Annotated in this window: 14 protein-coding genes; 8 read left to right on the plus strand and 6 right to left on the minus strand. The window is 73.3% G+C overall.

From position 1 onward, the window contains the following. The first annotated feature begins 26 nt into the window (after positions 1-26). Together O7542_RS03640 and O7542_RS03645 are read left to right on the plus strand one after the other, a co-directional pair. Entirely contained in the window at positions 27-773 is a 747-nt protein-coding gene (locus O7542_RS03640) for an AzlC family ABC transporter permease (RefSeq protein WP_069088990.1), read from the plus strand. Further along, positions 767-1,075: an AzlD domain-containing protein gene (locus O7542_RS03645; RefSeq protein ID WP_069088991.1), complete on the plus strand. Its 309-nt coding sequence runs from the start codon at positions 767-769 to the stop codon at positions 1,073-1,075. The genes O7542_RS03640 and O7542_RS03645 overlap by 7 nt, the downstream gene beginning before the upstream one ends. Before the next feature lie 70 nt (positions 1,076-1,145). Here the strand turns inward: O7542_RS03645 and O7542_RS03650 are convergent, their stop codons facing one another. From O7542_RS03650 to nadA, 3 genes are all read right to left on the minus strand, one after another. Continuing rightward, positions 1,146-1,754, minus strand: coding sequence for a DUF3043 domain-containing protein (locus O7542_RS03650; protein WP_043329355.1), 609 nt, complete (start codon positions 1,752-1,754; stop codon positions 1,146-1,148). 80 nt (positions 1,755-1,834) lie between these two features. Next, positions 1,835-3,190, minus strand: a complete 1,356-nt coding sequence (gene murA / locus O7542_RS03655; RefSeq protein WP_030500128.1) for a UDP-N-acetylglucosamine 1-carboxyvinyltransferase — start codon at positions 3,188-3,190, stop codon at positions 1,835-1,837. A 214-nt stretch (positions 3,191-3,404) separates the two neighbouring features. After that, a complete protein-coding gene (gene nadA / locus O7542_RS03660) occupies positions 3,405-4,580 on the minus strand; it encodes a quinolinate synthase NadA (protein WP_281605705.1) in 1,176 nt (391 codons plus the stop codon). Between the two features lie 43 nt (positions 4,581-4,623). On the opposite strand from nadA, the gene O7542_RS03665 reads away from it, so the two are divergent. From O7542_RS03665 to O7542_RS03680, 4 genes are all read left to right on the plus strand, one after another. Then, positions 4,624-5,784 carry a glycerate kinase gene (locus O7542_RS03665; protein WP_281605706.1) on the plus strand — a complete coding sequence of 387 codons (1,161 nt, stop codon included), beginning with the start codon at positions 4,624-4,626 and terminating at the stop codon, positions 5,782-5,784. 137 nt (positions 5,785-5,921) lie between these two features. Further along, positions 5,922-6,290, plus strand: a complete 369-nt coding sequence (gene erpA / locus O7542_RS03670; protein ID WP_043329360.1) for an iron-sulfur cluster insertion protein ErpA — start codon at positions 5,922-5,924, stop codon at positions 6,288-6,290. Positions 6,291-6,468: 178 nt separating this feature from the next. Beyond that, positions 6,469-7,443, plus strand: a complete 975-nt coding sequence (locus O7542_RS03675; RefSeq protein ID WP_064448311.1) for a carbohydrate kinase family protein — start codon at positions 6,469-6,471, stop codon at positions 7,441-7,443. After that, positions 7,440-7,991, plus strand: coding sequence for an ATP-binding protein (locus O7542_RS03680; protein WP_043329365.1), 552 nt, complete (start codon positions 7,440-7,442; stop codon positions 7,989-7,991). Before O7542_RS03675 ends, O7542_RS03680 begins: the two co-directional genes overlap by 4 nt. Positions 7,992-8,050: 59 nt before the next feature. Here the strand turns inward: O7542_RS03680 and O7542_RS03685 are convergent, their stop codons facing one another. Beyond that, positions 8,051-8,269 (minus strand): sulfurtransferase TusA family protein, encoded by a 219-nt coding sequence (locus tag O7542_RS03685; protein WP_209962722.1) that lies wholly within the window; start codon positions 8,267-8,269, stop codon positions 8,051-8,053. Next, complete coding sequence (locus O7542_RS03690) at positions 8,266-9,417, minus strand: aminotransferase class V-fold PLP-dependent enzyme (RefSeq protein WP_069088994.1); 1,152 nt, start codon at positions 9,415-9,417, stop codon at positions 8,266-8,268. The genes O7542_RS03685 and O7542_RS03690 overlap by 4 nt, the downstream gene beginning before the upstream one ends. A 171-nt stretch (positions 9,418-9,588) precedes the next feature. On the opposite strand from O7542_RS03690, the gene coxB reads away from it, so the two are divergent. Both coxB and O7542_RS03700 read left to right on the plus strand, forming a co-directional pair. Continuing rightward, entirely contained in the window at positions 9,589-10,560 is a 972-nt protein-coding gene (coxB, locus tag O7542_RS03695; protein WP_064445179.1) for a cytochrome c oxidase subunit II, read from the plus strand. 10 nt (positions 10,561-10,570) lie between these two features. Next, positions 10,571-10,999, plus strand: coding sequence for a cytochrome c oxidase subunit 4 (locus tag O7542_RS03700; RefSeq protein ID WP_064445180.1), 429 nt, complete (start codon positions 10,571-10,573; stop codon positions 10,997-10,999). Between the two features lie 546 nt (positions 11,000-11,545). On the opposite strand, the gene O7542_RS03705 is transcribed toward O7542_RS03700, so the two are convergent. Further along, positions 11,546-11,752: a hypothetical protein gene (locus O7542_RS03705; RefSeq protein ID WP_069088995.1), complete on the minus strand. Its 207-nt coding sequence runs from the start codon at positions 11,750-11,752 to the stop codon at positions 11,546-11,548. Positions 11,753-11,758: the final 6 nt, after the last annotated feature.

Raw genomic sequence — 11,758 nt, forward strand, 5'->3', positions numbered from 1 at the left:
GCGTTCTCGCGTTCAGGATAATGGACATGCGTACGGCATACCGAACGGGCGACGCCCGGGTGCTCCGCGACGTCGCCGCCATCGGCGCGGCGATGCTCGCCGTGGGCGCGTCGTTCGGCGCCGTGGCGGTAGCCGCCGGCCTGCCCGCCTGGGCCACGCTCGCCATGTCCGCGGTCGTCTACGCCGGTGGCGCCCAGTTCATGGCGGTGGGGCTCGTCGTGGCCGGCAGTCCGCTCGCGGCGGTCCTCGCCGGCCTGCTCCTCAACGCCCGCCACCTGCCGTTCGGCCTGGCCCTCGGCGGCGCGCTCGGCTCCCGGCGCTGGCAGCGGCTGCTGGGCAGCCACCTGATGACCGACGAGGCGACCGCGTTCGCGCTGGCCCGCCCGGCCGGTCCGGGGCGGCGCCGGGCGTTCTGGCTCGCCGGGGTGCTGCTCTTCCTGGCCTGGAACACCGGCACCGCGCTCGGCGTGCTCGCCGGCGGCGCGGCCGGCGACCCGGCCGCGCTGGGACTCGACGCCGCGTTCCCGGCCGGGCTGGCCGCGCTGCTGCTGCCCAGCCTGCGCGACCGGGAGACCCGCCGGGTGGCGCTGACCGGCGCCGGCCTGGCCGTGCTGGCCACGCCGCTGCTGCCGGCCGGGTTGCCGGTGCTGCTCGCGCTCGCCGCGCTGGCCCTGCCGCTGCTGGCCCGCCGCCGCCCGCCCGCCGCGCCACCCCGGACCGCTGACGAGGCGGCTGATGATCGGAGCGTGCGGGCCGGGGAGGTCTCGTGCTGATCGCCGTGATCCTCGCGCTGGCCGCCGGCACCTACGGCTTCCGCGTCGCCGGGGTGCTGCTGCGGGACCGGCTGGACCTGCCCGAATGGGCCCGCCACCTGCTGCCGGTCGGCGCCGCCACGCTGCTGGCCGCGCTCGCCGCCACCGCGGCGCTGACCGAGGCCGGTGGCTTCGCCGGGTACGCCCGCCCCGCCGGGGTGCTGATCGGCCTGGTGCTCGCTTGGCGCCGGGCGCCGTTCGTGCTGGTCGTGGTCGCGGCGGCGGCCACCACAGCGGTGCTGCGCCTGCTCGGCGTGGACTGACGCCGGCCCTCGCACGAGAACGGCCCCGCACCGCCGGAGCGGGAAGGGGCCGATTTCGGAGCGGGGCCGGTCAGACCTTGTCGCCGATGTTCACCCGGGGCGCGGGAGCGCGCATCCGGCGGAACGTGATCGACCGCATGATCGCGTAGAAGTAGAGCGAGCCGAGCTTCTCGGTGCTCTTCGGGAAGCGCTCGCGGACCAGCCGCTTGATCTTCCGGGAGATCAGCACCGAGTCGATCAGCACGCCGAGCGCCAGCGCGCCCCACAGCAGGTTGGACAGCAGCCGCACGATCGGCGGCATGGCCTGGTTGGAACCGACCAGCACGATCAGCGCGCCGCCGAAGAACCAGGTGCCGACCGTACGCCGGGAGTCGACCACGTTGCGGGCCAGCAGCCGCTCGGGCCCCCGGTCACGCGGGCCGCCCTCGCGCCGGAACTCGGCGGCGGCCTCGGCGCGGGCGGCGCGGCGCTGCGCGCGGGCCTCCTCCTTGGTCAGCGGCTTGGCCGGCGCGGTCGGCCGGCGGCCGGCGACCGGGCGCTTCGGCGTGACCTGCCCGAGTTCCTTCTTGCTGGGCGTGTAGCCCCGGGGACGGGCGGCGGCGGACTCCTCGTCGGTCGTCACAGTGGTGACGGACTCCTCGACGAGGTCGGCGGACTTGCGGCGAAACAGCGACGGCACGCGGCAAGGGTAGCCAACCGGCCGCGCCCGGTGCACATCACGGGTGCACCGGGCGCGGCCGGTCGAGTGAACGGGACGCCTCAGGGACGCTCGACGTGCGCGCCGAGGTCGGCCAGCTTGGCCTCGAAGTCCTCGTAGCCGCGGTTGATCAGGTCCACGCCGTACACCCGGGAGGTGCCCTCGGCGGCGAGCGCCGCGATGAGGTGGCTGAACCCGGCCCGCAGGTCCGGGATGACCAGGTCGGCGGCGTGCAGCTTGCTCGGCCCGGCGATCACCGCGGAGTGCTTGAAGTTGCGCCGGCCGAAGCGGCACGGGGTGCCGCCGAGGCAGTCCCGGTAGACCTGGATGTTGGCGCCCATCGTGTTCAGCGCCTCGGTGTAGCCGAGCCGCTGCTCGTAGACCGTCTCGTGGACGATCGACAGGCCGCGGGCCTGGGTGAGCGCGACCACCAGCGGCTGCTGCCAGTCGGTCATGAAACCCGGGTGTACGTCGGTCTCCAGCGCCACCGCGTTCAGCTCGCCGCCCGGGTGCCAGAAGCGGATGCCGCCCTCCTGGCCGGGGCTGCCGCCGCGCGGCGGGCGCAGGTCGGTGACCTCGTACTCGCCGCCGACCGAGCGGAAGATGTTCAGGAAGGTCATCATGTCGGCCTGCTGGGCGCCCAGCACCTCGACGTGACCGCGGGTCGCCAGCGCCGCCGCCGCCCAGCTGGCCGCCTCGATCCGGTCCGGGATCGGCCGGTGGGTGTAGCCGTGCAGCTTCTTGACGCCCTGGATCTCGATCACCCGGTCGGTGTGCACCTTGATGATCGCGCCCATCTTCTGCAGCACGCAGATGAGGTCGATGATCTCCGGCTCGACCGCCGCGTTGCGCAGCTCGGTGACGCCCTCGGCCATCACCGCGGTGAGCAGCACCTGCTCGGTGGCGCCCACGCTCGGGTACGGCAGCGCGAACTTCGTGCCGTGCAGCCCGTTGGGCGCGGACAGGTGCAGGCCCTCCGGCGTCTTGTCGACGGTGGCGCCGAACTCGCGCAGCGCCTGGAGGTGGAAGTCGATCGGGCGGGGGCCGATGTGGCAGCCGCCCAGGTCGGGGATGAAGGCGTGGCCGAGCCGGTGCAGCAGCGGGCCGCAGAACAGGATCGGGATCCGGCTGGAACCGGCGTGCACGTTGATCTGGTCGGTGCTGGCGCTCTCGACGTTCGAGGGGTCGAAGACCAGCTCGCCCTCCTCGTCGCCGTCGCTGACCTTGACGCCGTGCAGGCCGAGCAGACCGCGGACCACCTCGACGTCACGGATACGCGGCACGTCGAACAGCCGGCTGGGTGTGTCGCCGAGCAGGGCGGCGACCATCGCCTTGGACACCAGGTTCTTCGCGCCGCGGACGCGGATCCGCCCTTCCAGCGGAGTGCCTCCGTGTACGACCAGGACGTCGTCGGTCAACGCAACCTCCAGCGCGTTGGGTGCTGCCGTGTCTAGTGATGGGTGCACGAAGTTCATCGCTACCCGGAACGCGGTCATGGGAAAACGGGCCGCGTGTGTCGTCGCCCCGGCAGCATAGCCCTCCGTGACGAAAATGGAATCGGTCACATCACCAGCGAGGGCACGAACCGGGGTGTCCGGTGCGTTTACGTGCCAGTCAGGTGACCGAGGGTGATCAGGCTCCCGGAAGCGCGAGCATCTGGTCCAGCGCCGACCGGGCGTGTCGGGCGGTCTCCGGATCGACGGTGATCTGGTTGACCACGCGGCCGGCGACCAGCTCCTCCAGCGCCCACACCAGGTGCGGCAGGTCGATCCGGTTCATCGTCGAGCAGTAGCAGACCGCCCGGTCGAGGAACATGATCTGCTTGTCCGGGTGGGCCAGCGCGAGCCGGCGTACCAGGTTCAGCTCGGTGCCCACCGCCCACGCCGAGCCGGCCGGGGCCGCCTCGATCGTCCTGATGATGAACTCGGTCGAGCCGACCAGGTCGGCGGCGTTCACCACCTCGTGCCGGCACTCCGGGTGCACCAGCACGTTCACGCCCAGCACCCGCTCGCGTACGTCGTTGACGCTGTCGAGCGTGAACCGGCCGTGCACCGAGCAGTGGCCGCGCCACAGGATCATCTTCGCGTCCCGCAGCTGCTCGGCGGTCAGCCCGCCGCCCGGCTTGTGCGGGTCGTAGAGCACGCAGTCGTCGAGCGAGAAGCCCATCTCCAGCACCGCGGTGTTGCGGCCCAGGTGCTGGTCGGGCAGGAACAGCACCTTGCGGCCCTGCTCGAACGCCCAGTCCAGGGCCCGCTTGGCGTTCGACGAGGTGCAGACCACACCGCCGTTGCGGCCGACGAAGCCCTTGATGTCGGCCGAGGAGTTCATGTACGTCACCGGGACGGTGTCCGCCGCGATGCCCAGGTCGGTGAGCGTGTCCCAGGCGGCCTCGACCTGCGACAGCACCGCCATGTCGGCCATCGAGCAGCCGGCCGCCAGGTCGGGCAGGATCACCTTCTGCGCGTCCGAGGTGAGGATGTCCGCGCTCTCGGCCATGAAGTGCACGCCGCAGAAGACGATGTACTCCGCATCAGGGCGCGCCGCCGCCTCCCGGGCCAGCTTGAACGAGTCGCCCGTCACGTCGGCGAACTGGATCACCTCGTCGCGCTGGTAGTGGTGGCCCAGCACGAACACCTTCGTGCCGAGCGCGGCCTTCGCGGCGGCGGCGCGGGCCACCAGGTCGGGGTCGCTCGGCGCGGGAAGATCACCCGGACACTCCACGCCACGTTCGGTGGCGGGGTCGCTGCCGCGGCCGAGGAGCAGCAGCGCCGTGGCGGTGTTGGACGGCTCAACCCAGGTCGAAGTCACGCCCCCATGGTCCCACAGCGCGACCACCGCGCAGCCGTCCCCGATGTGGCCTGCCACACTGCTGCGCATGCGCGTGCTGCTCTGCCCGGACAAGTTCGCCGGCACGTTGTCCGCCCCCGAGGTGGCCGCCGCGGTGGCCGAGGGCTGGCGGGACGTCGCCCCCGGCGACGAACTGCTGGTCCGGCCGCTGGCCGACGGCGGACCGGGGTTCGTCGAGGTGCTCGCCGAGGCGCTCGGCGGGCGCCGGCTGCCGGTGCCCACGGTCGACCCGCTGGGCCGCCCGGCCACCGGTGAGATCCTGCTCACCGACGACGGCACGGCGTACCTGGAGAGCGCCCAGGCGTGCGGCCTGCACCTGCTCTCCGACGCCGAACGCGACCCGAAGGCCACCACCTCGTACGGGTTGGGGCTGCTGGTCACCGCCGCGGTCGAGGCGGGCGCGCGCACCGTGGTGGTGGGGCTGGGCGGCTCGGCCACCAACGACGGCGGCGCCGGGATGCTCGTACCGCTGGGTGTCACGCCGCTCGACGACGCCGGCCGGGCGCTGCCGTACGGCGGCGCGGCGCTCACCGCGGTGGCCGCGCTCGACGGCGAGCCGCGGCTGCGCGGCGCGACGCTCGTCGCCGCCACCGACGTGGACAACCCGCTGCTCGGGCTGCACGGCGCGAGCAGCGTCTTCGGCCCGCAGAAGGGCGCCGACCGGGCCGACGTGCTGCTGCTCGACGCCGCGCTGACCCGCTGGGCGGACGTGCTGACGCAGCGCCTGCCGGGCTGCCCGCCCGGTCTGGGCGCGCTGCCCGGCGGCGGCGCCGCGGGCGGCCTCGGCGCGGCCGTGCTGGCGCTGGGCGGCCGGTGCGAATCGGGCATCGGGCTGGTCACCCGCGCGGTGAAGCTGGACGCCGCGCTCGACGCCGCCGACCTGGTGATCACCGGCGAGGGCTCGTTCGACCACCAGTCGCTGCGCGGCAAGGTGGTCGCCGGCGTGGCCGGCGCCGCCCGGGACCGGGGCGTGCCCTGCGTGGTGCTGGCGGGACGGGTGAGCACCGGGCGGCGGGAGGCCGCGGCGGCCGGCGTGACCGACGCGTACAGCCTGGTCGACCACTTCGGCGGCGAGGAGCGCGGGGGAGTGGACGCGGCGATGACCCGCCCGGCCGAGGGGCTGCGCGCGCTCGGCGCGCGGCTGGCCGGGCAGTGGAGCCGCTGACCGGTTCCGCTGGTCACGCCGCCGGGTGGTGACGCCGACGGCGGCGTACGATCGAAACGGACCACACCGGGAATCACTGGCGGACGTGCGGCGTTGGCCAGGACGTCCGGACCTATACCGCGCAGGGAGACTTCCACGTGACCACGCCAGCGCAGACCGAGTCGACCGAGGCCAAGGCCCCCAGCACCGTCGTCCTCACCGACGTCGCGGCGCAGAAGGTCAAGGCCCTGATCGAGCAGGAGGGCCGCGACGACCTGCGGCTCCGGGTCGCCGTGCAGCCGGGTGGCTGCTCCGGCCTGCGGTACCAGCTGTTCTTCGACGAGCGCTCGCTCGACGGTGACATCGTCACCGACTTCGACGGTGTCGAGGTCGTCGTCGACCGGATGAGCGCCCCCTACCTGACCGGCGCCACCATCGACTTCGCCGACCGGATCGACGCCCAGGGCTTCACCATCGACAACCCCAACGCGGGCAACTCCTGCGCCTGCGGCGACTCCTTCAGCTGAGTCGACGCACCGACCGCAAGCGGCGGGCCGTCCCGGTGGGGCGGCCCGCCGCTTCGTCGTACCCCCTGGGGGTGACGTCCGGATGTGCGCTGATCGACCGGTTGGTGACCGACCGCCGTCCGTCCGGTCCGGGGGCCGGTAGGCTGACCGCGCCGTGCTCCCGACCCCGAGGGTTGACATGAAGATCGCCGTGACCGGCTCGATCGCGACCGACCACCTGATGAGCTTCCCCGGCCGCTTCGCCGACCAGCTCATCGCCGACCAGCTCGACAAGGTCTCGCTCTCCTTCCTCGTCGACGAGCTGGTCCTGCGGCGCGGCGGCACCGCCGCCAACATCGCGTTCGGCATGGCCCAGCTCGGGCTGCGCCCGGTGCTGCTCGGCGCGGTCGGCGCCGACTTCGCCGACTACCGCTCCTGGCTGGAGCGCCACGGCGTCGACTGCGACTCGGTGCACGTCAGCGAGGTGGCGCACACCGCCCGCTTCGTCTGCACCACCGACACCGACATGTGCCAGATCGCCTCCTTCTACGCCGGGGCGATGAGCGAGGCCCGCAACATCGAGCTGCACCCGGTCGCGCAGCGCCTCGGCGGCCTCGACCTGGTGCTGGTCAGCGCCAACGACCCGGCCGCGATGATCCGCCACTCCGGCGAGTGCCGGGACCGGGGCTACGCCTTCGTCGCCGACCCGTCCCAGCAGCTCGCCCGGATGGACGGCGCGGACGTGCTCGGCCTGGTCGAGGGCGCCGACTACCTGATGACCAACGAGTACGAGAAGTCGCTGCTGCAGAGCAAGGCCGGCCTGACCGACGAGCAGCTGCTCGACCGGGTCAAGGTGCGGGTCACCACGCTGGGCAAGCAGGGCGTGGAGATCGCCGGCCGGGAGGTCGGCACGATCCGGGTGCCGATCGCGCGGGAGATCCAGGCGGTCGACCCGACCGGCGTCGGCGACGGCTTCCGGGCCGGCTTCTTCGCCGCGCTCGACTGGGGCGTCGGCCTGGAGCGGGCGGCCCAGGTCGGCTGCCTGCTGGCCACGCTGGTGCTGGAGAACTTCGGCGGCCAGGAGTACGAGGTCCGCCGCGACCTGTTCGTGAAGCGACTCGCCGAGTCGTACGGTGACGCGGCCGCCGAGGACGTCCGGCCGCACCTGCTGTGACCGGCGCGGCCGTCCCGTCGGGCGGGGTGGACCCGGAGGCGGTCCGCCCCGGCTCCGGCGGCCCGGTTCTGGTCGCCTTCGCCGGGCTGCCCGGCGTGGGCAAGACCACCCTCGCCGCCCGGGTCGGCGTCGCGCTGCGCGCCCCGGTCCTGCCGGTCGACCCGGTCGAGCGGGCCCTGCACCGCTACGGCCTCACCGGCGACGTGCCGGGCATGGCCGCGTACGGCGCGGTCGCCGGGCTGGCCGAGGTGCAGCTCGGTCTGGGGCTCAGCGTGGTGGTCGACGCGGTGAACCCGGTCGCCAGCGCCCGGGGCCTCTGGCACGACGTGGCCGAGCGGGCCGGCGTGCCGCTTCGGGTGATCGAGGTGCACTGCGGCGACGAGGAGGAGCACCGGCGCCGGGTCGAGGCCCGCCCGCCCGAGGACGGCACCTGGGAGCTGACGCTGCGCCGCCGCGCCGAGTACGAGCCGCTGATCGGCCCCCGCCTGGTGGTCGACACCGCCGTGGCGGCCGACCCGCTGCCCGGCATCCTCGCGTACCTGAGCTGAGCGTCGGGCGTTAAGAAGGGTCCCTTCCTCTACCCGAGGCGTTAACAAGGGGCCCTTCCTTACACCCGGACGTCGTAGGCGGGCCCGTCGTGCGCGGCGAGGAACTCGTGGCCGCGCATCCGGCACCACGCCGGGATGTCCACCGCCGCCGCCGGGTCGTCGGCCAGCACCCGCACCACCGCGCCGGCCGGCAGCCCGGGCACCAGCCGGGCGAGATTGATCACCGGCAGGGGGCAGCGCTGCCCCCGGCAGTCCAGCACCTCGTCCGGCTCGCTCACAGGTCGGTCACCCCCGCCTGCGCCCGCAGGTCCGCCACGATTCCGGGCAGCTCGGCCAGGAACCGCTCCACGTCCGCCTCGGTGGTCTCCCGGTGCAGCGACACCCGCACGTTGCCGTGCGACAGCACCCCCATCGCCTCCAGCACGTGCGACGGGCGCACCGTCGACGACGTGCACGACGAGCCGGAGGACACCGCGAACCCGCGCCGGTCCAGCGCGTGCAGCAGCGCCTCGCCGTCCACGTACAGGCAGGAGAACGTCACCAGGTGCGGCAGCCGGTCGACCGGGTCGCCGACCACCTCCACGTCCGGCACCTCGGCCGCCACCCGCGCCCGGATCCGGTCCACCAGCGGGCCCAGCCGCGCCGCCTCGGCCGCCGCGTCGGCCGCCGCCGCGCGCAGGCTCGCCGCCGCCGCGACCACCGCCGGCAGGTTCACCACCCCCGGGGTACGCCCCGACTCCCGCTCGTCGGCCGGGTACGGCGACTCCCACCGGGCGCCCTTGCGCACCACGAGCAGCCCGACGCCGGGCGGCCCGCCCCACTTGTGCGCGCTGGCGCTCAGCACCGACCAGCCCGCCGGCAGTGGCGCCCGGCCGGCGAGCTGCGCCGCGTCCACGTACAGCGGCACGCCCGCCTCGGCGCACAGCTCCGCCGCGGCGGGCACCGGCTGCACCGTGCCCACCTCGTGACTGGCAGCGATCAGCGCCGCGAGGGCCACGCCGGGCGCGGCCACCGCCGACGCCCAGGCGTCCAGGTCCACCCGGCCCAGCCGGTTCACCGGTACGGACACCGCCGCGCCGCCGGCGGCCGTGTGCCGCTGCGCGGCGTGCAGCACCGCCGAGTGCTCGACCGCCGAGTGCACAAGCGTCGCCCCGGCCCGCCGCCGCCCGGCCAGGCCACCGAGTACGGCGGCGTGCGCTGCCGCCGTACCGCTGGGGGTGAAGGACAGCTCGTCGGCGCGGACGCCGAGCGTCTGCGCGGCGGCCTCGCGCGCGGCGTCGAGGAGCTGGCGGGCCCGGCGGGCCGCCGAGTAGAGCCGGGCCGGGTCGGCCCAGCCGTCGTCCAGGGCGGCCAGCATCGCCTGCCGCGCGACCGGATGCAGCGGGGCCGCGGTGGCGGCGTCCAGGTAGACCGGGGAGGCGCTCATGACGTTCCACGCTATCGCCCGGTTACGCCCAAGATCCCCCCGATGGGGGTGGACAGCGACCCCAAGACGGCCTGGCCGGTCATGGTCGAGTAATCTGCGACCGTCGGTGACGCCTTTGCCGTCGGTGTCAAGGAGAACAACCGCCGCGGCGCGCTAGGGAGGCAGGACCAGGTGGTCGCAAGGAGTTCGGAGGTACGGCGCTCGGCCGTACGGGACAGCGCTTCCCCGGGGGCCGGTGGACGCCGGCGGCGTGGTGCTGGTCGAATCGCCGGGCTCGGTCTCGGCGCGGCGGCGCTGCTGGTCTCGCTCACCGGCTGTGACGTCGGCAAGGCGTTCGGCGGGTTCGGCTGGCCGCAGGGCGGCATCACGCCCGAGTCGCAGCGCATGTACGACCTGTGGATCGCGTCCTGCATCGCGGCGCTGGCCGTCGGTGTGTTCGTCTGGGGCCTGATCTTCTGGTGCGTGGTCCGCTACCGCAAGCGCGGCAACGAGCTGCCGGTGCAGACCCGCTACAACCTGCCGATGGAGTTCCTCTACACCATCGCGCCGATCCTCGTGGTCTCCGTGCTCTTCTACTACACCGCGGTCGTGCAGACCGACGTGATCAAGGAGTCGAAGAACCCGGACGTCACCGTCGAGGTCGTGGCGTTCAAGTGGAACTGGCAGTTCAACTACCGCGACGGCCAGGGCCGCGACGCCAACACCGTCGCCTCGGTGCTGGGCACCAGCGAGGTCATCCCGGTCCTGGTGCTGCCCAGCGGCCGCTCGATCCGGTTCGAGGAGACCAGCCGCGACGTCATCCACTCGTTCTGGGTGCCGGAGCTGCTGTTCAAGCGCGACGTCATGCCGGGCAACGTGCGCAACACGTTCGAGGTCTCCCGCATCGACCAGGAGGGCGCGTTCGTCGGCCGCTGCGCCGAGCTGTGCGGCAGCTACCACGCCTTCATGAACTTCGAACTGCGGGTCGTCTCGCCGGAGAAGTACGACCAGTTCCTCGCGGCCAAGAAGGCCGGCAAGTCGACCCAGGAGGCGCTCGGCGCGATCGGTGAGCCCGAGTACGCCACCGAGACGAAGCCGTTCGACACCCGGCGCGACGTGAACAACTTCAACCCGTCCGACGCCCAGGCCGGCGCGGGAAGCTGAGAGGTCCGGCATGAAGACCGAGTGGAAGATCTTCCTCACCATCGCCACGTTCCTCCTCGGCGCGACCATCCTCTACGGCGCCTGGACGTACGCGGACAGCGACGGCCGCATCGAGTGGATCGGCACCGTGGCGCTGCTGCTCTCCTTCCTGCTCTGCGCCATGTGCGGCGGCTTCTTCTGGTTCGTCTCCCGCCGGATCGACCTGCGCCCCGAGGACCGGCCGGACGGCGAGATCGCCGACGGCGCCGGTGAGGTCGGCTTCTTCAGCCCGGGCAGCTACTGGCCGTTCGCGTTGGCGCTGGCCGCCGCGATCGCCGGCCTGGGCCTGGTGTTCTGGCAGTTCTGGCTGCTGGGACTGGGCCTGGTGACGGTCGTCTTCGCCACCTGCGGGCTGCTCTTCGAGTACTACTCCGGCACCCGCCGCACCGCCGAGCACTGACCCAGAGCGCCACGGCAGGCCCGCACCCCCTCCGGGGGAGCGGGCCTGCCGCGTTCTGCGTCCCCCTCCGCCGTCCCCGTTGATCATGAAGTTGACGGCACCGGCGGTCCTTTTTGTCCCCGCCAACCTCATGATCACCGCCCGTGCGGCGGCGCTGGCGCTCTCCCGTTCCGCCTCCGGTGCGCACCACCGGCTCACGCCGGACTGTTCCATCAGCCGAGAGAGCCGTTCCGGTTGGCAGGGCCACGAGAGATCTTGGAAGGAAACGGTCTCCATGACAGCCGTTTCCTTCCAAGATCTCGCCGCGCGGCTCGGCCAGGTGGGGCGAACCGCAGTCCGCTCCCCATGACGCGGTGCCGCCACCGGGTCATCGTTGACACTCACGCCCGAGCCCACCGCGCTCCCGGCGCCGCCCCGCCCCGTTGATCAAGGAGTTTGTGTCCGCCTGGACAACTGTGGGGGACACAAACTCCTTGATCACGCGAGGAAGGCGGTTGGGCTGTCGGGCGTGGCGGGGAGGGAAGGGGCGCCGAAAGGGAGTGGAGGTCAGGCGGCCTGGGGGTGAGAAGGGCGGCGGGCGCGGCGGCCGGACAGGCGGGCCGGGCGGAAGGTGAACGTGGCGATCACCACTGCCGCGCCGCAGCGGGTGCAGATCAGCTCCGGGCAGTCGGCGCCGTGCCCGTCGCCGCAGGGCGGCGCCTCGAACAGCACGACGTCCTCGCAGGTGTCGCAGTGCAGCTCGCGGTCAGACACGGGTGG

Origin of the sequence: Micromonospora sp. WMMC264, from assembly GCF_027497275.1 — a bacterium.
GTDB lineage: Bacteria > Actinomycetota > Actinomycetes > Mycobacteriales > Micromonosporaceae > Micromonospora > Micromonospora chalcea.

Bases quoted from the DNA above. Each gene is read 5' to 3' on its own strand.
- O7542_RS03675 (WP_064448311.1), top strand. From the start codon at position 6,469: ATGAAGATCGCCGTGACCGGCTCGATCGCGACCGACCACCTGATGAGC.
- O7542_RS03640 (WP_069088990.1), top strand. From the start codon at position 27: ATGCGTACGGCATACCGAACGGGCGACGCCCGGGTGCTCCGCGACGTC.
- O7542_RS03690 (WP_069088994.1), bottom strand. From the start codon at position 9,417: ATGAGCGCCTCCCCGGTCTACCTGGACGCCGCCACCGCGGCCCCGCTG.
- O7542_RS03665 (WP_281605706.1), top strand. From the start codon at position 4,624: ATGTGGCCTGCCACACTGCTGCGCATGCGCGTGCTGCTCTGCCCGGAC.
- O7542_RS03700 (WP_064445180.1), top strand. From the start codon at position 10,571: ATGAAGACCGAGTGGAAGATCTTCCTCACCATCGCCACGTTCCTCCTC.